This window comes from Pseudomonas sp. S09G 359 (assembly GCF_002843605.1).
In the GTDB taxonomy this organism is placed as follows: Bacteria; Pseudomonadota; Gammaproteobacteria; order Pseudomonadales; family Pseudomonadaceae; genus Aquipseudomonas.
On record NZ_CP025263.1, the window covers coordinates 2,382,788 to 2,404,268 of the forward strand.

Sequence of the window (21,481 nt, forward strand, 5' to 3'; positions counted from 1 at the left end):
GTAAAAGAAGGGAAGTCAGGCCTGTGGGTCGAACTGGCTTAGCCACTCGACCAGGGTTGCTCGATAACGCGTCATGCCTTTGTAATCGGCGATGGGCTCGGGCAAGTCGCGCAATACGCGGTGCAAGCGGCAGCCCCAACCGGGCCTGGTGACCAGTTCGTCCAGGCTGATCAGGTAGGTGCGGATGCTGAACATCACCGCGTTGCTGCGCGGCAGGCGTGCCATCACTTGCAACTCGACGCGCAGGTGCACCTGCTGGCCGACGTTTTGCGCGGTGATCTTGCCGCGGTCCGCGCCCCATTCATGGAAGGTTTCCGGCGACGAATCCAGGCGGGGGTTGATGGTCAGCGTCCAGTTCAGACGGCGCACCGGCTGGCCGACTTGCAGGTTGAGCAGGTACTTGAGCGCCCGTTCGAACACGCCCATCTGGTGGGCCATCGGCACCGGTGCATGCCACTGCTTGAAGCTCATGCCGGCGTCGAAGGCCAGGGACCAATCGGCCGGGCTGGTGACCAGGCCGGCGTCCATGTACAGGTCGCCGTCACGCTGGTCGAGCAAGGCGAAATCCCCCTGCACCTGGCGGCCGATAAATTCCAGCGGTGCGCAGGGCAGGCTGGTGGCGTCACCGAAGATAAAGCGCTGGTCGATGTCCAGCAGGTGGTTGCGCCAATGCCAGCGGTCGCCGTCACGCACCAGGCTGAAGCCCTCTGGGTAGTCGGCGGCCAGGTGTTCCATGAGCATCTGCAACGCATCCCAGGCGGCGGTTTGCATGTGCGGCATCACCAGGTAGCGGCGCGGGTCTTTGTCCAGTACCAGGGCGCGCTCGGCCATCTCCGAGCGGTAGTGCTCATCGATGTCGAAGGCGTGCTCGTAGATGGAACCGGGGTCGCGGGAGGTGGCCGGTTCGATGTTCACCGAGTACAGGTAGCTGTCCTCGATAAAGGGAAAGGGGAAACGCCGGATCGCTGCCGGGCTGTTGCGAAAGCTGAAATCGTCGCGATAACTCAGTACGGGGCTTGATTGCAGGGGCATGGCAGTCACTCCTAGAGGTCCAGCAAAACGCAGGGGCCGCTGCCGCGCGAGACGCAGGGCATCAGAAAGTCGGCCTGCTCGGCCGGGCTGAGGAAACTGTCGCGGTGTTCAATCGCGCCGCCGCTGTGGCGCGTGATGCACTGGCCGCACACCCCGCCACGGCACAGGTTGGGCACTTGCAGGCCGGCGTGTTCGAGGGCTTCGAGCAGGCTCTGCTCGGCCTCGACCCGCAGGCGTTGGCCGCTGCGCAGCAGGTGCAGGTCGAAGGGTTGCCCCGGTTGTGCGCCTTTGAAGGCTTCCGAATGCACCCGCGTTGGCGGCCAACCGAGTTGCGTCGCCTGCTGCGCAACGGCGTCGAGCAGCGACTGCGGGCCACAGGTGTAGACGTGGCTGCCCAGCGGGCGGTGGGCGAGAATGCGGCTCAGGTCCGGGCGGCTGGCATAGGCGTGCAGGCGCGAACCCAGGCGCTGTTGCAGTTCATCAAGGTAGGCATCGCTGAGGCCCGGGCGGAACAGGTAGTGCAATTCGAACGCGGCGTGCTGCTGTTCGAGTGCGGCGATGTAGGCCATGAACGGCGTGATGCCGATGCCGGCGGCGATCAGGATATGCAAGCGCGCCGTACCGTGGGGCGCAAACAGATTGGCCGGCGGCGAGATCTGCAAGGTGTCGCCCACCTGCACCTGCCGATGCAGGTACTGCGAGCCGCCGCGGGAGGCCTCCTGCAGGCGCACGGCGATGCGGTAGTGGCGGGTGTGCGCCGGGTCGCTGGTGAGGGAATAGGCGTTGCGCACCTTGCCCTCGGCCAGCGGCACATGCACCTGCACATGGCTGCCGGGGGAGAAGCCAGGCAGGCTGCCGTCGCAGGCTACCAGGGTGAATTCGCGCACCACCGGCGTGAGCATCCTGGCCGCGCTGACCTGCACATTGAGGGCCGCGCTCATGGCTGGAACCCCGCATAGGGCTGGTCGGGGTTGATGCACACGCCCAGGTAGGCGCCCAGGCGTCGGGAAAAATGCCCGCGTACCTCGAGGCCCACCTGGCAGCCGATGCAGTTGAGCAACGCTTCCGGCCCCGCTGCTTGGGTCAGGCCGCAGTGCGCGCAATACACCTGGCGCAGGCCGGGTGTCGTGCAGGTCATGCTGATTTCAGCCTCTTCCAGGCCGGCGGCGCGTGCCTCGCCGTGAATGCGCCAGATAAAGGCCTCATCACCCAGCAGGTAAAGCCGACACCCCACGGTGGCGCTGGCCAATGCCTGTTGCAGGCGCCGCGCGAAGTCGGGTTGTTCGCCGTTCAGCAGCAGTGGTTGGTCCAGTGCGGCGACACCCTCCGTGCAGGTGCTTGCCGATTGCATCACCACGATGGGGCGGTTGTGGGTGTGCGTCATGCGGGCTCTCCAGGGCGGGTTCTGTTTCCTGTTGGGAGAGATACTTTCCTATGGGGAAAATCTTCTCAATCTGGAAAAAGGGCTATGCCTTTGGAGATAAGCCTTGCGGTACAGGGCTTAGGGGCATGGAAGTTGCTGGGCTTCAAGAGATGCCGAGCAACCGGACGGGGAGTTATCGAACAGTGCTGACACGACCAAAAGGCTGGCCGCTCTGGTTGGGGCCTGTGCGCCGCGAACAGGCGCGCAGCGTGCGCCGGCTGTTGGCCGGGTTGCCCCTGCACGCTGACGGTGCCTTGGCGGGTTTCCTGGACCGTTTCGACGCACTGTTGCCTAACGCCAGGCTCAACCTGATCCTCGGCAGCGAAGACTTTGGCCCGACGCGACGCGGCTTGGTCGAAGGCTGCCAGGACGTAGCGCGTTGCCCCTGGCGTGACGCGGCCGTCAGCGATTGCCCCCAGGCCTGCGGCCCTTGCCGGCAACGTGGCGTGCACCGCCTGGTGTGCGCGTTGCCCCCGGGCGAAAAGGGTGTGTTGCTGCTCGATACTCCCAGGCGCGCCGGGGCCAGTTGGCGCCAGTTGGTGGAGGAGGCGGCGCAGGCGGTGGGGGTCAGCGTGCGCCTGCGCAGCCAGCAGCGAGAGCAGCAGCGCAAACAGGCGACCTCCCGCCACGGTGCCCTGGCCCGCGAGTTGCACGATTCGGTGGCGCAGCAGCTCGGCTACCTGTCCTTCCAGGCCCATGGCTTGCAGTCGCAACTGGGCGAACCGGCCCTGCACGACTTGTGCAGTGGTCTCAGCCAACTGCAACGCCAGGTGCGCGAGCTGATCACCAGCGCGCGCCTGACCATGGATGGGCGTTCGCTGCGCCAGGCCCTGGCCGATTCGGTGGCCGAATTCTCGCGGCGCTGCATCATCGTGTTCGAACTGGACAACCGCCTGGCCGACGATGCCCTGAGCCCGGAAACCGAATTGCAGATCTTGCAGATCATCCGCGAAGCCCTGGCCAACGCCGTGCGCCATTCCCACGCGCGGCATGTGCGTATCGAGCTGCGCCAGACCCAGGACGGCGAGGCTTCGGTGGCGGTGGAAGACGACGGCATCGGCCTTAGCCAGGCCTGCGGTGAGCACAACCATTTCGGCCTGGCGATTATTCGCGAGCGTGCCGCCAGCATCGGCGCGCGCCTGACCATTGAAGCGATCCGCCCGCACGGGGTGCGTGTGCACCTTGGCCTGCGTCGCCACCAAGACCTGCCACAGGGGAGTCTCGATGGACTGCACGACCTTATTACTGATCGATGATCACCCACTGTTTCGCAAAGGCCTGGCGCAGTTGTTCGGCGCCAGTGACGACTTCGAAGTGGTGGGCCAGGCGGCCAGCGGCCGCGAAGGCATCAACCTGGCCGTGAGCTTGACGCCGCAGCAGGTGCTGCTGGATTTGCACATGCCCGGCCTCAGTGGTTTGCAGGTGCTCGATGAGCTGCGCCAACTGCGCCTGGACTGCCAGGTGGTGGTGCTCACGGCCTCGATGGACCGCGACGAACTGCTCAGCGCCTTGCGCCTCGGCGCCAGTGGCTATGTGCTCAAGGAAACCGAGCCGGACGCGCTGCTGGCGTATATGCGCAACTGCCACAAGGGCGCGATTGTGCTGGACTCGACCCTGATTGCGCTGTTGGCCGACCAGGCCGAGCCCGCACACCACAGCGAGGCCCCGGGCAACGACAATCTCACCGAACGCGAAGGCCAGACCCTGGCGTTGATTGCCGCTGGCATGAGCAATAAACAGATCGGCCGCGAGCTGGGCATCAGCGACGGCACGGTGAAAATCTACGTGCGCAGCCTGCTGCAGAAGCTCGGCCTGCACTCGCGGCTGGAACTGGCAGCGTGGGTGCACAGCGGCGCCTTGAAGCACGAGGAGCGCCATTAGATGAGGGAAAGCCCCGAAGCCTTTGTGCTCCCGTCGATCGAGCTGATGGATTGTTTCCCCGCCGCCTTGCTGCGCCTGCGTGACAACGGCCAGATCGCCCACTTCAACCTGGCGTGGGCCGAATTGATGGGGCCGCCTGGCGGCGAACGCAATTTGATCGACTACGTGCACCAGGAAGACCGCCCCTGGTGGCGTCAGGCGTTGAATGAACTGCGCCGCCGCCCCGACACTTCGTTCAACCAGCGTCTGCGCTTTGTGCACCCCAGCGGCGAATTACGCTGGTTCGAGATCAGCCTCAAGCGCGGCCCGCAAGGCTTTTACCTGGTGGCCGGTGACGTCACCGCCCACAAACGCCGCGAAATTGCCTTGCAGGCCAGTCAGCGCAGCAGCATGAGCTTGCTCGACAGCATGCCCGGCCTGATCTATCGCGGGCGCAACAACCGCGACTGGACCATGGAATTCGTCAGCGCCGGCTGCCTGCAACTCACCGGTTATCCGGCCGAACGGCTGGTGGACAATCATGAGTTCACCTACAACAGCCTGATCCTGGCGCAGGACGCCGACTACGTGTGGCGCGAGGTGCAATATGCGTTGTCGCGGCATGAACCCTTCGAGTTGAATTACCAGATCCGCTGTGCTGATCAGTCGATCAAGCACGTGTGGGAGAAGGGCGTGGGGATTTATGCCGATACCCGCGAAGTGCTGGGGATCGAAGGGGCGATTTTCGAGCGCAGGCTTTAACAAGTAAAACGCAGATACAAATGTGGGAGGGGGCTTGCCCCCGATGGCGGTGGATCAGTAACAAATTAGCTGACTGACCCACCGCCCCTCCCACATTAATCTCCACATGGCAGGCTCAATGGGCGCCAGCCGCCTTGTTCAGGTCGCTTTCGGCCCACTCGGTATACACACACGCATCCGCCGTGGCCCAGCGCACTCGCACCGGGTCGCCAGCCTTGAGTGGCATGCCCGCAGCAGACAGCGCCTTGACCGTCATCGACGTGCCACCGAGGGTTTTCACCGTGCACGTCTGGCTTTCACCCAGAAACAGCACCTCACCGACAATTGCCGACACCTCATTCCAGCCCGCCGCCAACGGCTGCTCGGCGGCTTGCTCCACGCTCAGCGCCAGGGCTTTTTCGGGGCGCACCATCAGCAGCACATCCTGCTCGGTGTGCAGCCCGCTGGTCAGGCGGATCGCCAACGACTGGCCTTCAAACGAGGCCACCGCATTGCCCTGGGCCTTGAGCTTGAGGAAGTTGGAATTGCCGAGGAACGAGGCCACAAAGGCGTTCGGCGGGTTCTGGTAGAGGTCGAAACCGCTGCCCAGGCCGACGATTTTGCCGTGGCTGAAAATCGCGATGCGCTGGGACAGGCGCATGGCTTCTTCCTGGTCGTGGGTCACGTAGACGATGGTGATGCCCAGGCGCCGGTGCAGTTGGCGCAGTTCGTCTTGCAGGTCTTCACGCAGTTTCTTGTCGAGGGCGCCGAGGGGTTCGTCCATCAGCAGGATGCGCGGTTCGTACACCAGCGCACGGGCGATCGCCACGCGTTGCTGCTGGCCGCCGGAGAGTTGCGAAGGACGGCGATGGGCGAACTGTTCCAGCTGCACCAGCTTGAGCATGGCGTCGACGCGCTTTTCGCGTTCGGCGCTGGCCAGTTTGCGGATCGCCAGGGGGAAGGCGATGTTGTCGCGCACCGACAGGTGTGGGAACAACGAATAGCGCTGGAACACCATGCCGATGTCGCGTTTGTGTGGCGGCACGTTGACCAGGGATTGGCCACCCACCAGGATCTCGCCGCTGCTCGGCGTTTCAAAGCCGGCGAGCATCGACAGCGTGGTGCTTTTGCCCGAGCCGCTGGAGCCGAGGAAGGTGAGGAATTCGCCGTCCTGGATGTCCAGCGAGATGTTGTCCACGGCAGCGAATTCGCCATAGTACTTGTTCAGGTTACGCAGGCTGACCAGGGGTTGCCCGCTGTGTTGCGCAGAATCTTTGATCACGGCACTCATGTTGTTCTCCTGGGCTCAGAGCCGGGTTTGCGTGCGGCGGCGAAGGGCGGCGGCAATCACCATGACCAGCACCGAGAGGCCGATCAGCAACGTCGAGGCGACGGCGATCACCGGCGTCAGGTCCTGGCGCAGGGTGGTCCACATTTTTACCGGAAGGGTTTGCAGGGTCGGGCTGGCCATCATCACGCTGAGCACCACTTCGTCCCACGAAACAAGGAAGGCAAACAGCGCACCGGCCACCATCCCCGGGCGGATCGCCGGGAAGGTCACCTTGAACACGGCTTGCAGACGTGAGGCGCCGCAGATCACCGCCGCGTCTTCAATCGACTGGTCGAACAGCTTCAGCGAGTTGATGATCGAGATGATGGTGAACGGCAGCGCGACGATCACATGGCTGACCACAAAGGCGAACATCGTGCCGGTGTAGCCGAGCTTGAGGAACAGTGCGTAGACCGCCACGGCAATGATCACCAGCGGCACGATCATCGGCAGCGTGAACAGGCCATAGAGCAATTCACGGCCGGGAAAGCGCCCGCGTACCAGGGCGAAGGCCGTGGGCAGGCCCAGCGCCACGGCGAACACCGTGGTCAGCACCGCGACCTTGAGGCTGGCCATGGCCGCGTTCATCCAGTCGGCATTGGAGAAGAACTGGCCGTACCATTTGAGCGTCCAGCCGGGCGGCGGAAACACCAGCCATTGCGATGAGCCGAACGACAGCAGCACGATAAATACGATCGGCAACAGCAGAAACAAGCCGATCAAACCGGTGGTGGTGTAGAGGCCCAAGCGCATCCTGCGGCTCATGGCATTGGGAGTCAGGAGCATGACGGCTTACCTCGCATTGCTGGCGCCAACCGGGGATTCCGGCTGGAGCTTCAGGTAGAAGTAGAACAGCACCAGCGTGATCAGGATCAGCAAGGCGGCACCGGCACTGGCCAGGCCCCAATTGAGGAACGACTGCACCTGCTGGATGATGAACTCGGGCAGCATCATGTTCTGCGCACCGCCGAGCAGCGCCGGGGTGACGTAGTAACCGAGGGACATCACAAACACCATCAAGCCGCCGGAAAACAGCCCCGGCCGGCACAGCGGCAGGAACACCCGGAAGAAGTTGGTCCACGGGCTGGCACCGCAGATGGAGCCGGCCTGCAGGATCATCGGGTCGATGGCCTGCATGGTCGCCTGCAACGGCAGCACGATGAACGGGATCATGATGTAGCTCATGCCGATCACCACGCCGGTGAGGTTATGCACCATCTCCAGCGGTTGATCGATAATGCCCATGGCCATCAGCGCCTTGTTGATCACCCCGGAGGCCTGCAGCAGCACCAGCCAGGAATAGGTGCGGGCCAGCAGGCTGGTCCACATCGACAGCAGCACGATACTCAGCATCCAACGGCCCCAGCCGCGTGGCACCAGGGTAATCGCCCAGGCCAGCGGGAAGCCCAGCAACAGGCTGAACAGGGTCACCAGGCCCGCCACCGAAAAGGTGTTGAGCAGCACCCGGGCGTAGGCCGAGTTGGCGAACAGTTGCTCGTAGTTGCCCAGGCCCGGGGTGGGTTCCAGCACGCCGCGCAGCAACAGGCCGATCAGCGGTGCCAGAAAGAACAGGCCGAGGAACAGCAGGGCCGGGACCAGGTTGCTCGAACCCCGCCAGCGCTGGGCCAGGGACGGCGCGGTGGCTTTGACCGGTACCGCGCCGGCAGCGCCGAGGGCGCTCCCGGTCGGTGTGGTTGCCGTCATTTTCATTTGACTAGCCATTCATTCCACCGTGTCGCAATGGCCGGACCGTTCTTGGCCCAGTAGGCGAAATCGAGGGTGATCTGATCCTTGACGTAGGCGGTCGGCAGGTTGGGCGCGAGGACCGAATCGAGGCGCTGCACGCTGTCGATATTCACCGGAGCATAGGCGGTCAGGTTGGAAAAATCCGCCTGGCCCTTGGCGCTGCTGGCACTGGCGAGGAACTTCATCGCCGCGGCTTTGTTCTTGGTGCCTTTAGGCACGACGAGGATATCGGCCATGACCAGGTTCTGCTTCCAGCTCACGCCCACTGGCGCGCCGTCTTCCTGTAAGGCGTGGATGCGGCCGTTCCAGAACTGGCCCATGCTCACTTCACCGGAGGCCAGCAGTTGCTGCGACTGCGCGCCGCCGCCCCACCAGACGATGTCTTTCTTGATCGTGTCGAGCTTCTTGAAGGCGCGGTCCAGGTCCAGCGGGTAGAGCTTGTCGGCGGCTACGCCGTCGGCCAGCAGCGCCAGTTCGAGCACGCCAGGGCTTGGCCATTTGTAGAGGGCGCGTTTACCGGGGTAGGTCTTGGTGTCGAACAGCGCGCTCCAATCTTGTGGCTTGCCGGCGCCGAGCTTGCCTTCGTTGTAGCCAAGCACGAAGGAGAAGAAGAACGAACCGACGCCATGGTCGGAAACGAAGCGTGGGTCGATCTTGTCGCGCTGGATCACCGAGAAATCGAGGGGTTCGAGCAAACCTTCGGCGGCGGCGCGCAAGGCGAAGTCGGCCTCAACATCCACCACGTCCCACTGCACGTTGCCGCTCTCGACCATGGCTTTGAGTTTGCCGTAGTCGGTGGGGCCGTCCTGCACCACGGTGATACCGCTGGCCTTGCTGAACGGGTCCGCCCAGGCCTGTTTCTGCGCATCCTGGGTGCTACCGCCCCAGCTCACGAAATTGACGCTTTCGGCCGCCATGGCCGCGTGAGTTGCCGTGGCCAACAAGCCCGCGAGCAGTACTGCGGTTGCACGTTTGTTCAACACCATTTTCACGCCCTCATTTGTTTTGTTATTGAGCGGGCTTGGTAATGCCCGCCTATCGGGAGCAGTAGGTCTATCGGGACCTCTATTCGAGGCCCCAAGAGGCGACCGTGCCAAGGGCTGTTATTGGTGCTATCCCTGGCGGGCGCACTTGGCGAAAGCGTTCGGTCTATGGAATATCATATTATGGTATTCCAAACTTTGTGCAAGCATTTTGCCTTACCGGTTATCCGTCATTCGGTGAAAGGAATGCTCTCGACCACTTCCAGGTCGTAGCCGGTCAACCCGGCGTATTTGAGGGGCGGGCCGAGGTGACGCAACTTGCCGACACCCAGGTCTTGCAATATCTGCGCCCCGGTGCCCACTTCAGAATAGATGCGCGACTGCGAGCGGCTGAACTGGCGTGGTGTCTGGGTCAATTGCGGCACCCGTTCCAGCAGGGCCTGGGACGATTCATGGTTGGCCAGCACCACCACCACGCCACTGCCTTCAGCCGCCACGCGCTGCAAAGCGGCCCACAACGTCCAGTTGGACGGGCCGCTGTACTCAGCGCCAACCAGGTCGCGCAGCGGGTCGATCACGTGCACGCGCACCAGCGCCGGCTCATCGCGGCGCAGCTGCCCCATGACCATCGCCATGTGCACGCCGCCGTCGATGCGGTCTTCAAAGGTGATCAGGCGGAAGGTGCCGTGCACCGTCGGCAAGTCGCGTTCGCCGATGCGCACCACGGTGCGTTCGGTGCTGAGTCGGTAGTGGATCAGGTCGGCGATGGTGCCGATCTTGATGCCGTGCTTGCGCGCGAAGATTTCCAGCTCGGGGCGGCGCGCCATGGTGCCGTCGTCGTTCATTACTTCGACGATCACCGAGGCCGGCGTGTGCCCGGCCAGGCGGGCCAGGTCGCAGCCGGCTTCGGTATGGCCGGCGCGGGTCAGCACGCCGCCGTCCTTGGCGCGCAGCGGGAAGATATGCCCCGGCTGCACGATATCGGCGGGCCCGGCATTGATATCGACAGCCGCCGCCACGGTGCGCGCGCGGTCGGCGGCGGAGATGCCGGTGGTGACGCCGGTGGCGGCTTCGATAGACACGGTAAACGCGGTGCTGAACACGCTGCCGTTGCTCGGCACCATCTGCTCAAGCCCCAGGCGCTGGCAATGTTCATCGGTGAGGGTCAGGCAGATCAGGCCGCGCGCTTCACGCGCCATGAAACTGATAGTCTCGGCGGTGCAGCACGCGGCGGGCAGCAACAGGTCGCCTTCGTTTTCCCGGTCTTCGTCGTCCACCAGAAGCACCATCTTGCCTTGGCGGTAGTCTTCGATGATGTCTGCGATGCTGTTGAAGGACATGGTGGATGCTCGGTTTGTTGGTTGTATGTATTATGGTATACCACAAAAACTCAATAAGAGGATGTCATGATGAAGGCCTACTGGATTGCCCATGTGGATGTGTCCGACGCAGAGCAGTACACGCAGTACACCCAGCGCGCACCGGCCGCGTTCGCCAAGTTCGGCGGGCGGTTCCTGGCCAGGGGCGGGCGCAGTGAGGCGCTGGAAGGCGGGCCCGCACGGCAGCGCAATGTGGTGATCGAGTTTGATAGCTACGAGCAGGCGGTGGCGTGTTATGAGTCTGCCGAGTATCAGCAGGCGAAGGGGCACCGTGAGGGCGCGGGGGTGGCGCAGATCATCATCGTTGAAGGGCTGGCGCCGTAGGCTTATCAGGCCATACCGGATACAAATGTGGGAGGGGGCTTGCCCCCGATGGCGGTGGTTCAGTCACCTGATACATTGACTGACACGCTGCTATCGGGGGCAAGCCCCCTCCCACATTTGCCCGCGGTTCGGCCGGGGGATCAGCGAATGAAGTGAATCTTCCCGCTGTCGTCGTTGCCGATATAAATGCCATACACCCCAGCCTGCCTTTCCTCGATATAACGCTCGAGGATCTGCCGGATCGCCGGATAGTAGATGCTGTCCCAGGGAATGTCCTCGGGTGCGAAGAATTTGTAGTCGAGGGTTTCCGGCCCGAACTGGCCGGTGATCTCCAGCGCGATGGCGCGGAAGATGATGTACACCTCGCTGATCCTGGGCACGCTGAAGATGGAGTAGGGCGAGAGGATTTCGGCGCGTACGCCGCTTTCTTCCCAGACTTCGCGCAACGCCGCCTGCTCGGTGGTTTCGCCACCTTCCATGAAGCCTGCGGGCAGGGTCCAGGTGCCGGGGCGCGGGGGGATCGCGCGTTGGCACAGCAGGTATTTGCCGTCCTGCTCGATGATGCACCCGGCGATGATCTTGGGGTTGATGTAGTGGATATAGCCGCAGCCCCGGCACATCAAGCGCTCATGGGTATCGCCCGGTGGCAGTTGGTGACGGAGGTCACTGCCGCCACAGGTCGGGCAAAAGCTGGGGCTGGGCATGGTCAGTGACCTATGCGCGGTTCTTTGAGGGCGATGGGCAGGGTGATTTCCGGCAGCTTGCCGGTTTCTTCCTGTTTGCGCTTGAGGTAATCCAGGGCCACGGCGGCAGCGGCGCGCACGTGGTCGACGCAGGCTTGGTGGGCCGCCAGCGGGTCGCCGCTCTTGATTGCCTGGACCATGCGCTCCATTTCCTGGTTGCTGGTGCCGCGCCGGTTTTCCTGGGACACCGAGGTGGCGCGCAGGTAGCTGATGCGCGCCTGCAACTGGCGCAGTTGGGTAGCGGCCACGTGGTTGCCGGAGCCTTCGAGCAGTACGTCGTAGAAGCCCTGTACCGAATCGATGACCTGCTGCAGCTCGCCATCCTTGAGGGCCTTGCGGTTCTCCTCCAGGGCTTTTTCCAGGGCCTTGATGTCCTTGGCCTTGGCGCGCAGGGTGAACAGCTGCACGATCAAACCTTCGAGCACGCAGCGCAGTTCATAGATGTCGACGGCATCGGCCAGGGTGATGATCGCCACTTGCGGGCCCTTGGCATCGGCGAATTCCACCAGACCCTCGGACTCCAGGTGGCGCAAGGCTTCGCGCACCGAAGTGCGGCTGACGCCCAGGCGGTCGCAGAGGTCGCGCTCTACCAGGCGGTCGCCGGGCAGCAGCTGGAAATTCATGATGGCGCTGCGCAGTTTTTCCAGCACGATTTCGCGCAGGGTAACCGGGTTGTGATTGACCTTGAAGCTGTCGTCGAGGGGCAGGCGTTTCATGGGGTCTGCTCTGAATGTGCGGTTAACTGGAGGCCTCGGCGCAGGCTGCAGAAGCCAGCCGGCGCCGATTGAGAGCCGAAATCATGCCCGAGTTTATCATGCCGCGTTCTTTAAGCGACAAACCCTCTGGCCTGCAGCGCGCCTCAGGCCAGGGTGGGCAGCGGGCCCAGTTTGCCCTTGTGGTAGATCATCGGCGTGACCGGCTCTGCGGGCAGGATCAGGTTTTTCACCGCGCCGACGATGATCGCGTGGTCGCCGCCGTCATACTCGCGCCACAGCTCGCATTCGATGATCGCCGTGGCCTTGGCCAGCAGCGGGTTGCCCAGTTCGCTCAAATGCCACTCGATACCCTTGGCCTTTTCCTTGCCCTTGCTGGCAAACGCATAGGCTTCGGCGGTCTGGTCGGCGGACAGCAGGTGAATCGCAAAGCGCTTGCTGTCGCGCAGAATCGGGTAGGTGTCCGAGGCGTAGTTGGGGCAGAACAGCACCAGGGCCGGGTCGATCGACAGCGCGCTGAACGCGCTGGCGGTGATGCCGACGATGCCGCCGTCCGGGTCGAGGGTGGTGACCACCGTGACGCCGGAAGGGAAGGAGCTCATGACGTCTTTATAAATACCGGGTTCGATCATGGTCGTGGACTCTTAACGCATCACAAAGGGGTCAGGCATGGGCGCCTGGGAGAGGTTGATCCACACCGTTTTCAGCTCGGTGTAGGCCAGCACCGAATCGATGCCGCTTTCGCGTCCGTAGCCACTGTTCTTGAAGCCGCCGATGGGCGCCATGGCCGATACGGCGCGATAGGTGTTGACCCAGATGATGCCCGAGCGCACGTCCCGGGCCAGGCGGTGGGCGCGGCCCAGGTCGCGGGTCCAGATGCCGGCAGCGAGGCCGAACTGCGAGTCGTTGGCGATGGCCAGCGCTTCGGCTTCGTCCTTGAAACGAATGACCGAGGCCACCGGGCCGAACACTTCTTCCTGCATGATTTTCATCGAATTGCGGTCGCATTCGAACAGGGTCGGCTCATAGAACCAGCCCTCGCCGAGATTCTGCGGGCGCTTGCCGCCGGTACGCAGGCGTGCGCCTTCGGCGATGGCGTCGGCCACCAGGCCTTCGACCACGGCCAGTTGCTGCGCGGTGGCCATGGGGCCCATTTCGCTGGCGTCTTCCTGAGGGTTGCCGATGCGGATGCGCTGGGCGCGCTCCACCAGGCGTTCGACGAACTCGTCGTAGATTTCATCCTGCACCAACAGGCGCGAGCCCGACACGCAACTCTGCCCGGACGCGGCATAAATACCGGCAATCGCGCCGTTGATGGCGCTGTCGAGGTCGGCATCGGCAAAAATGATATTCGGCGATTTGCCGCCCAGTTCCAGCGACAGCTTGGCGAAGTTCTCGGCACTGCTGCGCACCACATGCCGCGCCGTGGCCGCGCCGCCGGTAAAGGCGATCTTGCGTACCAGCGGGTGGCGGGTGAGGGCGGCACCGGTGCTCGGGCCGTAGCCGGTGACCACGTTGACCACGCCCGGCGGAATACCGGCTTCGAGGGCCAGGCGTGCCAGCTCGAGGATGGTCGCCGAGGCGTGTTCCGACGGTTTGATCACGATGGTATTGCCCGCCGCCAGGGCCGGCGCGAGTTTGATGGCGGTGAGGTACAGCGGGCTATTCCACGGAATGATCGCCGCGACCACACCCATGGCTTCGTGCACGGTGTAGGCGAACAGGTCGGGTTTATCCAGGGGCAGGGTGCCGCCTTCGAGCTTGTCGGCCAGGCCTGCGGTGTAATGGAAAAACTCCGGCAGGTAGCTGACCTGGCCACGGGTTTCACGGATCAGCTTGCCGTTGTCGCGGCTTTCCAGCTGGGCCAGTTGCTCTTTGTTCTCGGCGATCAGGTCACCGAGGCGGCGCAGCAATTTGCCCCGCGCAGTGGCGGTGAGACCGCGCCAGGCCGGGCTGTCGAAGGCGCTTTGGGCGGCCTGCACGGCGCGCTCCACGTCGGCCTCGTCGGCGTCGGGCAGTTGCGCCCAAGGCTCGGCCAAGGCCGGGTTGAGGCTGTCAAAGGTCTTGCCGGACAGGGCATCGACCCATTCACCGCCGATGCACATCTGGAAGCGTTCAAGCGTCATGCCACGATCCCCTTTATCGGGTGTTGTTGGGAGTGTGCCGTTTGAAGAAAACCCAGCAGCAGCTGGTTGACCAGGCGCGGCGATTCTACCGGCATCATATGCCGTTGCTCGGGCAAAACCGCCACGGTTGCGCCAGGAATGCGATCGGCAAGCTGCCGGGCCATCTGCGGCGTGGAGCCGGGGTCCAGTTCGCCGGTAGCCACCAGGGTCGGCGCCTGGATGCTGCCGAGGTCGTCGGCACGGTACATGTCCTGGGTGGCAAACAGCTCATAAGTGGTGAGGTAGCCCTGGGGATCGTTGCCCGCCAGGGTTTCACGCAAGGCGGCGATCTGCGCCGGGTTGGCCGCCTGGTATTCGCGGCTGAACCAGCGCGACAGCGCCGCTTCGGCGTTGGCATCCGGGCCGTGTTCGGCGGCCTGGGCGGTGCGGGCGATCACGCCTTCACGCTGCTCGGGGCTGCGGTTGAACACACTGTTGAGCACCACCAGGCTTTGCAAGCGCTCGGGGTAATGCAGGGCAAACGCCCGCGCTACCAGGCCGCCCATGGAAAAACCGATCACCGTGGCCTTGGGCAGTTGCAGGTGGTCGAGCAGTTCCAGCAACTGGTCGGCATAGCCCAGCAGCGGCGTGCCGGCGGCCGGGCGCGGGCTGGCGCCGTGGCCGAGCATGTCGTAGCTGATCACGCGGTAATTCGTGGCCAGGCCTACGACCTGGCCGCCCCACATTTCTTTATTCAGGCCCACGCCGTGGATCAAAACCACAGGCTGGCCTTGGCCGGTCGCCAGGTAACTGGTGCCAGCCGGGGTGTGTTCAGCGGTGAGCCGAATCATGGAGCGCTCCTGCATGCTTTTTTGTTGTGGTGGCCGGTGGTGCTTACTGGGCTTTTTCGGCCGCCAGCTCTTCCAGGTCGATGTAGCGGTTGCCGATGCGCGGGTGCAGGCGGCCGCCGTCGGCGCAACCCAGCACCACGACGATTTCGTCGGCGCGCGGTGAATCTTCGATCTGCATTTCCAGGGTGACGTAGTGCGAACGCAGGCCTTCGTCGTCCTTGTGCATCATCGGGATCTGGATCGAGGTACCCGGCCCGCCACGTTTGTTGGTAAAGCTCAGGTAGCTCTTGGCCTTGACCGCTTCACGGTAGTGGTTGCCGAAACGCAGGGTATGGATGATCGCGCTGGCGTGTTCGATCTCGCCATCGGCGCCGACCACAGCGGCCTTGCCATAGGCTTCGATGTTCTCGGCGCCGCCGATGATGGCCACCAGGCGCTCGACCATCAGCGCACCGAGGTCGGAGCAATTGGCGCGGATCTCAGGCTTGAGGTCTTCGACGAAACCGCGACCCAGCCAAGGGTTTTTCAGTACCACGGCGAGGCCGACCATTTTTACCGGGGTGTCGGAGGCCTTGCCGCCTTCGATGAAGGTTTCTTCTACGTAGCTGACGATCTTGCGGATTTCGAAACTCATGAGCTGCTCCTCTGGGGTGAGTGTGTCTTCGGTATGATGGTATACCATAATATCGTAAGCACAAGTCCCGTTGGGGAGATTCTTGCGTGGCCGGATCAGTCGCTCATCAGTGTGGCGTCGTCGACCTTGTCCAGGTGCTTGAAGCGTTCGATCAGAAAGTCGATCAGGCTGCGCACGCGTGCCGACAGGTGCAGTTGCTGCGGGTACACCGCGTAGACATCGGCGCGGGTCGGGGTCTGGTCCTCCAGCACCAGGCGCAGGCGCCCGCTGCGCACGTAGCGGGCGATGTCCCATTCTGCGCGCAGCAGCACCCCATAGCCTTCCAGCGCCCAGTTCAATGCCACTTCGCCGTCGTTGCAGCCTAGCGCGCCTTGCACCTTGATGTTCTCCGTGCGCCCGCCGTGGGTGAACGACCACACACCATAGGGCGATTCGTTCTGACGAATGAAAATGCAATTGTGCTGGTGCAGCTCGGCGAGTGTCTGCGGCGTGCCGTGTTTGTCCAGGTACAGCGGCGAGGCGCACAGCAGGCGGCGGTTGGAGGCGATCTTGCGCGCATGGAAGGTCGCATCCGGCAGGCTGCCGAAGCGGATGCCGAGGTCAAAGCCGTGGGTGGCCAAGTCCAGCGGGTGGTCGCTGATCTCCAGTTGGATCTCCACCTCCGGGTACTGCGCAAAAAACGCCGCGAGAGCCGGGCCGATATGCCGGCGGCCAAACCCCAGCGACGCATTCACCCGGATCAGGCCCTTGGGCGTCGCACGGCTGCTGCTGAGCAACTGCTCCAACTCGTCGATCTGGGTGAGGATGCGCGCGGCATGGCTGAAATACAGCTCGCCTTCTGACGTCAGGCTCATGGAGCGGGTAGTGCGGTTGACCAGGCGGATGCCCAGGCGAGCCTCCAGTAAGGTCAGGCGTTTGCTCACTGCTGGTGGGGTGATGCCCAGCTCGCGTGCGGTGGCAACCAGGCTGCCTTTATTGGCCAGCAGGTAGAAAAACTGCAAATCCAGGGTCTGGCTCATTCGTAACTCAAAGTTATTTATGTAGTGATTTCGAGTCGATCATGCGGCTTGCAGCCCTACATATACTCCGGTCACACCCCGTTTGGACAGCTTCGCCCAACGGGAAAAACAACAACGTGACGAAGTGGAGTGAATGATGAACGCATACAACATTGCAGCAATCCCAGGTGACGGCATTGGCGTGGAAGTGATCGCTGCCGGCGTCGAAGTGCTGCAAAGCCTGGCGCGCAAAGCCGGCTTTGCCTTGCACTTCAAGCATTTCGACTGGAACTCGGACAACTACCTGAAGAACGGCTACTACATCCCCGAAGGCGGCCTGGCCGAATTGAAGACCTTCGATGCGATCTTCTTTGGCGCCGTGGGCGCCTTGAATGTGCCGGACCACATTTCGCTGTGGGGCCTGCGCCTGCCGATCTGCCAAGGCTTCGACCAATACGCCAACGTGCGCCCCGCACGGGTGCTGCCCGGGGTAAAAAGCCCGCTGCACAACGGCGACCAGATTGACTGGGTGGTGGTGCGCGAAAACTCCGAAGGCGAGTATTCCGGCAACGGTGGCCGAGTGCACCGCGGCCTGCCGGAAGAGGTGGCCACCGAGGTCTCGGTGTTCACCCGGGCCGGGGTCGAGCGTATTCACCGCTATGCCTTCGAACTGGCGCGCAGCCGCCCGCGCAAGCACCTGACCATGGTCACCAAGTCCAACGCGCAGCGCCACGGCATGGTGCTGTGGGATGAGATCTTCTACGAGGTCGCCAAGGACTTCCCCGACGTGAAGGTCGACAAGGAACTGGTGGACGCCGTGACCACGCGCATGGTGCTCAAGCCCTCGACCCTGGATGTGATTGTCGCCACCAACCTGCATGCCGACATTCTGTCCGACCTCGCCGCCGCGCTGTCCGGCAGCCTGGGCATTGCACCCACGGCCAACCTCAACCCGTCGCGCCAGTTTCCCTCGATGTTCGAACCCATCCATGGCTCTGCATTCGACATTACCGGCAAGGGCGTCGCCAACCCCATCGCAACCTTCTGGACCGCCGCGATGATGCTGGAACACTTGGGCGAACCTGCAGCAGCCCGGCAATTGATGTCGGCCATCGAGGCCGTCACCGAAAGCGGGTTGCACACCCCGGACCTCGGCGGCAGCGCCACCACCCGCCAGGTCACCGATGCTGTCATCGACTTGCTCAACCGCTGATTCACAGTAGTACTGCGGCTTAACGCCAGGGGACGGCTGCTTGCAGGCGATCCCCGGGCATTTCCTGACAACAATAAAAATCAGGGCCCTGTCATGAAAAGAATACTTGGCAAACTCTACGTACAAGTGCTGATCGCCGTGATCCTCGGTGCGATTGTCGGGGTGTTGCTGCCCGACACTGGCGCGGCGCTCAAGCCCTTGGGTGACGCCTTTATCAAACTGATCAAAATGCTCCTGGCGCCGGTGATTTTCCTCACGGTGGTCACCGGCATCGCCAAGATGGAGAACATGAAAGAGTTGGGGCGCGTGGGCTTTCGCGCGTTGATTTACTTTGAAGTGGTGTCGACCCTGGCCCTGGTGGTCGGGCTGGTGGTGGTGGATGTGTTCAAGCCCGGCGCCGGCATGAACATCGATGTGGCCAGCCTCGATACCTCAAGCCTTGCCACCTACACCACGGCGGTCAAGCACGCCTCGTTCATGGACTTCATCATGAACATCATTCCCGACACGCTGGTGGATGCCTTCGCCAAGGGCAATGTGCTGCAGATTCTGCTGTTTTCGATCCTGCTGGGCGTGGCGTTGGCCGCAGTAGGGCCGCGTGGCAAACCCTTTGTCGACACGCTCGACAGCCTGATGCAGGGCATGTTTCGCATCGTCAATATGGTGATGCGCCTGGCGCCCGTCGGCGCGTTTGGGGCGATTGCGTTCACCATCGGCAAATACGGCTTTGGCTCGCTGTTCTCCCTCGGCAAGCTGATGGCCTGCGTGTACCTGACCTGCGCGGTCTTCGTGATCTTCGTGCTCGGGCCGATCTGCCGCTACAGCGGGTTCAGCCTGTGGAAGTTCTTGAAGTTCATCAAGGAAGAACTGTTTACCGTGCTCGGTACCAGTTCGTCGGAGTCGGTGCTGCCGCAGATGATCGCCAAGATGGAAAAGGCCGGCGTGTCCAAGCCGGTGGCCGGGATGATCATCCCGTCGGGCCTGACGTTCAACCCCGACGGCCAGGCGATCTACTACACCATCGCGGCGATCTTCATCGCCCAGGCCACCAATACGCCGTTGACCCTCACCGACCAGTTGATCGTGCTGGCGGTGTTGATGTTCACGTCCAAAGGTTCGGCGGGGGTGACCGGGTCGGGCTTTATTATCCTGGCCGCGACGCTGTCGTCGTTGGGCACCATCCCGGTGGCGGGCATGGTGCTGTTGTTGGGTGTGGATCGGTTTATGTCGGAAGCGCGGGCGATCACCAACACCATCGGCAATGGCGTGGGCACCATGGCCATCGCCAAGTGGGTAGGGGCGTTGGACACGGTGAAAATGCACAAGGCCCTCAACGGTGAAGTCGAGGGCCCGGGTGCGCGGTCAGAACTTGAAGCGGCCCACCAACCCCTTGAGCTGCCCCGAAATATCCGTAAGCCGGCCTGACCCGGTCTGCGCCGAGTGGGCGAAGCCTTCGACCAGTTGCGCATCGGCATGGATCTGCGCGATGTGCCGGTTGATCTCCTCGGCCACCTGGTGCTGTTCCTCGGCGGCGGTGGCGATCTGGGTGTTCTGGTCGCGGATCGAGTCCACCGAGCCACGGATCTTGTCGAAGCTGTCGCGGGCCTGCTGGATACGCTCCACGCTGGTTTGGCTGACCTGCAGGCTGCCTTGCATCTGCACCGTGACTTCCTGGGTGCGGCGGGCGAGGTTGCCGAGCAGGCTGTCGATTTCGCCGGTGGAGTCGGCGGTACGGCGGGCCAGGGCGCGGACTTCGTCGGCGACCACGGCGAACCCCCGGCCCTGGTCACCGGCGCGCGCGGCTTCAATCGCGGCGTTGAGCGCCAGCAGGTTGGTCTGCTCGGCAATGGAGCGGATGGTGTCGAGGATGGTGTTGATGTTTTTGCTGTCCTGCTCCAGCAGCTGCATGGTCTGGGTCGACTTTTGCAGGTCTTCGCTGAGCTTGAGCACGCTGCCGGTGGCTTCGCCGATATGTTGCTGGCCGTCGTGCACGTCGCGGTAGCCTTCGTCGGCGCTGGTGGCGGCGGCGCTGCAGGAGCGCGCGACTTCGTTGGCGGTGGCGACCATCTCGTTGAATGCGGTGCTCACCAGTTCCACCGCTTCACGCTGGCGGCCGGCGGCCTGGTTCATGTTGTTGGCGACTTCGCTGGTGTCGGCGGCGGCGGTTTGCAGGTCGGATGAGGCGTTGCCGATACGCTGCACCAACTGCGCGATCATGCTCAGGAACTGGTTGAACCAGCCTGCCAGGCTGGCGGTTTCATCCTTGCCCTGCACCTTGAGTTGGCGCGTCAGGTCGCCTTCACCCTCGGCAATCTCTTGCAGGCCGTCGGCCACGCCGCGAATCGGGCGCACGATCACGCTGGCGAAGCTGGCGCCAACGATGGCGAAGACAATGGCCAGGGCTGCCGCGATGGCGGCGATCAACCAGGTCAGGCTGGTAGCGCCGGCCATTACTTCGTCACGTTTGATCAAGCCGATAAAGCGCCAGCCGAGGTCTTTGGAACTGACCACGTTGGCCATGTAGGCCACGCCGTTGATGTCGATCTGGGTCACGCCGTCGCCGCGCTTGGCCAGCTCGGCGTAATTGGCGCCGAGGTCGGCCAGGGGCTTGAAGTTGTGCTTGGCATCGCTGGGGTCGACCAATACGTTGCCGTTGGCTTCCACCAGCATCAGGTAACCGCTGTCGCCCAGCTTGATGTTACGCACCAGTTCGGTGAGCTGCTTGAGCGACACGTCCAGGCCGACCACGCCGAGGATGTTGCCGCTGGCATCGGCGACGGTGTGCACGGTGCCGATCAGCGTCACATCGTCCGGCGCCCAGTAATAGGCCCCGGTGCGCACGGTTTTACCCGGCGCGGCGATGGCCGCCTGGTACCAGGGGCGCACGCGCGGGTCGTAGTTGTTCAGTTTGGTGTCGTCGGGCCAACTGGCGTAGCCGCCGTCCTTCAAACCCAGGGACAGGTAGGCAGTGCTCGGATGGCTTTTGGCGAACTGGTCGAAAATCCCCAGCAGCTCTTGATTGGTCGGTGTCAGCGGGATTTGTGCGGCGTCGGCGCCGGCATAGCTCTTGAGGTCCTTGGCCGCGACAACGCGCGGATCCTTGGCCACAAAGTCGACGTTCTGGCTGATGCCGTCGAAGAACTGCTTCATGCCATTGTCGATCTGGCGAATCTCACGGCCACTGCTGTCGAGAAAATTCGCCATGGCCCCTTCGCGCAGGTTCAGTACGACCAACACGGCCACCAGGATGACCGGCAGGCACGCGATGCCCGCAAACGCCCAGGTAAGCTTTTGCTTGATGTTCATGATTTCTCCTGCGGGTATTTATAGTTTTGGCAAGGCAGAAACGCTAGCGTCGAACGTCGCATGTGTTGTTATGAAGGGGAGATGGCCCATGCGTACCCCC

The 21,481-nt window shown here is 63.2% G+C and carries 21 protein-coding genes and 2 pseudogenes; 6 read left to right on the plus strand and 17 right to left on the minus strand.

Annotated features, from left to right (window positions below; translation table 11 throughout):
* Window positions 1–15: 15 nt before the first annotated feature.
* The 3 genes from CXQ82_RS10930 to CXQ82_RS10940 are packed head-to-tail and all read right to left on the minus strand — an operon-like array spanning window position 16 to window position 2,416.
* Window positions 16–1,032: a DUF3445 domain-containing protein gene (locus CXQ82_RS10930; RefSeq protein WP_101268730.1), complete on the minus strand. Its 1,017-nt coding sequence runs from the start codon at window positions 1,030–1,032 to the stop codon at window positions 16–18.
* An 11-nt stretch (window positions 1,033–1,043) separates the two neighbouring features.
* Window positions 1,044–1,973 carry a PDR/VanB family oxidoreductase gene (locus CXQ82_RS10935; RefSeq protein WP_101268732.1) on the minus strand — a complete coding sequence of 310 codons (930 nt, stop codon included), beginning with the start codon at window positions 1,971–1,973 and terminating at the stop codon, window positions 1,044–1,046.
* Window positions 1,970–2,416 carry a dimethylamine monooxygenase subunit DmmA family protein gene (locus tag CXQ82_RS10940; protein ID WP_101268734.1) on the minus strand — a complete coding sequence of 149 codons (447 nt, stop codon included), beginning with the start codon at window positions 2,414–2,416 and terminating at the stop codon, window positions 1,970–1,972. The genes CXQ82_RS10935 and CXQ82_RS10940 overlap by 4 nt, the downstream gene beginning before the upstream one ends.
* Before the next feature lie 182 nt (window positions 2,417–2,598).
* Between CXQ82_RS10940 and CXQ82_RS10945 the strand changes: the two genes are divergently transcribed.
* Genes CXQ82_RS10945 through CXQ82_RS10955 form a run of 3 tightly spaced genes read left to right on the plus strand, consistent with a single transcriptional unit; the run spans window position 2,599 to window position 5,077 of the window.
* Window positions 2,599–3,711, plus strand: a complete 1,113-nt coding sequence (locus CXQ82_RS10945; RefSeq protein ID WP_256581890.1) for an ATP-binding protein — start codon at window positions 2,599–2,601, stop codon at window positions 3,709–3,711.
* A complete protein-coding gene (locus CXQ82_RS10950; protein WP_101268736.1) occupies window positions 3,680–4,336 on the plus strand; it encodes a response regulator in 657 nt (218 codons plus the stop codon). The genes CXQ82_RS10945 and CXQ82_RS10950 overlap by 32 nt, the downstream gene beginning before the upstream one ends.
* Window positions 4,337–5,077, plus strand: coding sequence for a PAS domain-containing protein (locus CXQ82_RS10955; protein ID WP_101268738.1), 741 nt, complete (start codon window positions 4,337–4,339; stop codon window positions 5,075–5,077).
* A 115-nt stretch (window positions 5,078–5,192) separates the two neighbouring features.
* On the opposite strand, the gene CXQ82_RS10960 is transcribed toward CXQ82_RS10955, so the two are convergent.
* The 5 genes from CXQ82_RS10960 to ribBA all read right to left on the minus strand — a co-directional run bounded on the left by CXQ82_RS10960 (window position 5,193) and on the right by ribBA (window position 10,455).
* Window positions 5,193–6,347, minus strand: coding sequence for an ABC transporter ATP-binding protein (locus CXQ82_RS10960; RefSeq protein WP_101268740.1), 1,155 nt, complete (start codon window positions 6,345–6,347; stop codon window positions 5,193–5,195).
* Between the two features lie 15 nt (window positions 6,348–6,362).
* Window positions 6,363–7,172 carry an ABC transporter permease gene (locus tag CXQ82_RS10965; RefSeq protein WP_101268742.1) on the minus strand — a complete coding sequence of 270 codons (810 nt, stop codon included), beginning with the start codon at window positions 7,170–7,172 and terminating at the stop codon, window positions 6,363–6,365.
* A gap of 6 nt (window positions 7,173–7,178) precedes the next feature.
* Window positions 7,179–8,096, minus strand: coding sequence for an ABC transporter permease (locus CXQ82_RS10970; RefSeq protein ID WP_101268744.1), 918 nt, complete (start codon window positions 8,094–8,096; stop codon window positions 7,179–7,181).
* Window positions 8,093–9,118: an ABC transporter substrate-binding protein gene (locus CXQ82_RS10975; RefSeq protein ID WP_101268746.1), complete on the minus strand. Its 1,026-nt coding sequence runs from the start codon at window positions 9,116–9,118 to the stop codon at window positions 8,093–8,095. Before CXQ82_RS10975 ends, CXQ82_RS10970 begins: the two co-directional genes overlap by 4 nt.
* Window positions 9,119–9,345: 227 nt before the next feature.
* Entirely contained in the window at window positions 9,346–10,455 is a 1,110-nt protein-coding gene (gene ribBA, locus CXQ82_RS10980; protein WP_101268748.1) for a bifunctional 3,4-dihydroxy-2-butanone-4-phosphate synthase/GTP cyclohydrolase II, read from the minus strand.
* A gap of 69 nt (window positions 10,456–10,524) precedes the next feature.
* Here ribBA and CXQ82_RS10985 point away from each other — a divergent pair, with 69 nt between their 5' ends.
* A complete protein-coding gene (locus tag CXQ82_RS10985) occupies window positions 10,525–10,818 on the plus strand; it encodes a DUF1330 domain-containing protein (RefSeq protein ID WP_101273761.1) in 294 nt (97 codons plus the stop codon).
* A 140-nt stretch (window positions 10,819–10,958) separates the two neighbouring features.
* Here the strand turns inward: CXQ82_RS10985 and CXQ82_RS10990 are convergent, their stop codons facing one another.
* The 7 genes from CXQ82_RS10990 to CXQ82_RS11020 form a co-directional block, all read right to left on the minus strand.
* Window positions 10,959–11,522: an NUDIX hydrolase gene (locus CXQ82_RS10990; RefSeq protein ID WP_101268750.1), complete on the minus strand. Its 564-nt coding sequence runs from the start codon at window positions 11,520–11,522 to the stop codon at window positions 10,959–10,961.
* Window positions 11,523–11,524: 2 nt separating this feature from the next.
* Complete coding sequence (locus CXQ82_RS10995; RefSeq protein WP_101268752.1) at window positions 11,525–12,277, minus strand: GntR family transcriptional regulator; 753 nt, start codon at window positions 12,275–12,277, stop codon at window positions 11,525–11,527.
* Window positions 12,278–12,420: 143 nt separating this feature from the next.
* On the minus strand, window positions 12,421–12,906 hold the full coding sequence (locus tag CXQ82_RS11000; protein WP_099584572.1) for a flavin reductase family protein: 486 nt from the start codon (window positions 12,904–12,906) through the stop codon (window positions 12,421–12,423).
* Window positions 12,907–12,918: 12 nt separating this feature from the next.
* Window positions 12,919–14,400, minus strand: coding sequence for an aldehyde dehydrogenase (locus CXQ82_RS11005; protein ID WP_101268754.1), 1,482 nt, complete (start codon window positions 14,398–14,400; stop codon window positions 12,919–12,921).
* Window positions 14,397–15,230, minus strand: a complete 834-nt coding sequence (locus CXQ82_RS11010; RefSeq protein ID WP_101268756.1) for an alpha/beta fold hydrolase — start codon at window positions 15,228–15,230, stop codon at window positions 14,397–14,399. Before CXQ82_RS11010 ends, CXQ82_RS11005 begins: the two co-directional genes overlap by 4 nt.
* 43 nt (window positions 15,231–15,273) lie before the next feature.
* The gene (locus tag CXQ82_RS11015) at window positions 15,274–15,864 is read right to left on the minus strand and encodes an amino acid synthesis family protein (protein ID WP_101268758.1); all 591 of its coding nucleotides are present in this window, start codon (window positions 15,862–15,864) and stop codon (window positions 15,274–15,276) included.
* A gap of 95 nt (window positions 15,865–15,959) precedes the next feature.
* Window positions 15,960–16,883, minus strand: a complete 924-nt coding sequence (locus tag CXQ82_RS11020; RefSeq protein WP_101268759.1) for a LysR substrate-binding domain-containing protein — start codon at window positions 16,881–16,883, stop codon at window positions 15,960–15,962.
* A 136-nt stretch (window positions 16,884–17,019) separates the two neighbouring features.
* On the opposite strand from CXQ82_RS11020, the gene CXQ82_RS11025 reads away from it, so the two are divergent.
* Both CXQ82_RS11025 and CXQ82_RS11030 read left to right on the plus strand, forming a co-directional pair.
* Complete coding sequence (locus CXQ82_RS11025; protein ID WP_101268761.1) at window positions 17,020–18,075, plus strand: tartrate dehydrogenase; 1,056 nt, start codon at window positions 17,020–17,022, stop codon at window positions 18,073–18,075.
* 93 nt (window positions 18,076–18,168) lie between these two features.
* Window positions 18,169–19,500, plus strand: coding sequence for a dicarboxylate/amino acid:cation symporter (locus CXQ82_RS11030; RefSeq protein ID WP_256581891.1), 1,332 nt, complete (start codon window positions 18,169–18,171; stop codon window positions 19,498–19,500).
* Here the strand turns inward: CXQ82_RS11030 and CXQ82_RS31890 are convergent.
* Window positions 19,438–19,974 (minus strand): annotated as a pseudogene (locus CXQ82_RS31890) (methyl-accepting chemotaxis protein); the annotation flags it as partial. The gene CXQ82_RS11030 and the pseudogene CXQ82_RS31890 overlap by 63 nt on opposite strands.
* 327 nt (window positions 19,975–20,301) lie before the next feature.
* Window positions 20,302–21,381 (minus strand): annotated as a pseudogene (locus tag CXQ82_RS31895) (cache domain-containing protein); the annotation flags it as partial.
* Between the last annotated feature and the right edge of the window lie 100 nt (window positions 21,382–21,481).

Bases quoted from the DNA above. Each gene is read 5' to 3' on its own strand.
- CXQ82_RS10930 (WP_101268730.1), bottom strand. From the start codon at position 1,032: ATGCCCCTGCAATCAAGCCCCGTACTGAGTTATCGCGACGATTTCAGC.
- CXQ82_RS10935 (WP_101268732.1), bottom strand. From the start codon at position 1,973: ATGAGCGCGGCCCTCAATGTGCAGGTCAGCGCGGCCAGGATGCTCACG.
- CXQ82_RS10940 (WP_101268734.1), bottom strand. From the start codon at position 2,416: ATGACGCACACCCACAACCGCCCCATCGTGGTGATGCAATCGGCAAGC.
- CXQ82_RS10950 (WP_101268736.1), top strand. From the start codon at position 3,680: ATGGACTGCACGACCTTATTACTGATCGATGATCACCCACTGTTTCGC.
- CXQ82_RS10955 (WP_101268738.1), top strand. From the start codon at position 4,337: ATGAGGGAAAGCCCCGAAGCCTTTGTGCTCCCGTCGATCGAGCTGATG.
- CXQ82_RS10960 (WP_101268740.1), bottom strand. From the start codon at position 6,347: ATGAGTGCCGTGATCAAAGATTCTGCGCAACACAGCGGGCAACCCCTG.
- CXQ82_RS10965 (WP_101268742.1), bottom strand. From the start codon at position 7,172: ATGCTCCTGACTCCCAATGCCATGAGCCGCAGGATGCGCTTGGGCCTC.
- CXQ82_RS10970 (WP_101268744.1), bottom strand. From the start codon at position 8,096: ATGAAAATGACGGCAACCACACCGACCGGGAGCGCCCTCGGCGCTGCC.
- CXQ82_RS10975 (WP_101268746.1), bottom strand. From the start codon at position 9,118: ATGGTGTTGAACAAACGTGCAACCGCAGTACTGCTCGCGGGCTTGTTG.
- ribBA (WP_101268748.1), bottom strand. From the start codon at position 10,455: ATGTCCTTCAACAGCATCGCAGACATCATCGAAGACTACCGCCAAGGC.
- CXQ82_RS10985 (WP_101273761.1), top strand. From the start codon at position 10,525: ATGAAGGCCTACTGGATTGCCCATGTGGATGTGTCCGACGCAGAGCAG.
- CXQ82_RS10990 (WP_101268750.1), bottom strand. From the start codon at position 11,522: ATGCCCAGCCCCAGCTTTTGCCCGACCTGTGGCGGCAGTGACCTCCGT.
- CXQ82_RS10995 (WP_101268752.1), bottom strand. From the start codon at position 12,277: ATGAAACGCCTGCCCCTCGACGACAGCTTCAAGGTCAATCACAACCCG.
- CXQ82_RS11000 (WP_099584572.1), bottom strand. From the start codon at position 12,906: ATGATCGAACCCGGTATTTATAAAGACGTCATGAGCTCCTTCCCTTCC.
- CXQ82_RS11005 (WP_101268754.1), bottom strand. From the start codon at position 14,400: ATGACGCTTGAACGCTTCCAGATGTGCATCGGCGGTGAATGGGTCGAT.
- CXQ82_RS11010 (WP_101268756.1), bottom strand. From the start codon at position 15,230: ATGATTCGGCTCACCGCTGAACACACCCCGGCTGGCACCAGTTACCTG.
- CXQ82_RS11015 (WP_101268758.1), bottom strand. From the start codon at position 15,864: ATGAGTTTCGAAATCCGCAAGATCGTCAGCTACGTAGAAGAAACCTTC.
- CXQ82_RS11020 (WP_101268759.1), bottom strand. From the start codon at position 16,883: ATGAGCCAGACCCTGGATTTGCAGTTTTTCTACCTGCTGGCCAATAAA.
- CXQ82_RS11025 (WP_101268761.1), top strand. From the start codon at position 17,020: ATGAACGCATACAACATTGCAGCAATCCCAGGTGACGGCATTGGCGTG.
- CXQ82_RS11030 (WP_256581891.1), top strand. From the start codon at position 18,169: ATGAAAAGAATACTTGGCAAACTCTACGTACAAGTGCTGATCGCCGTG.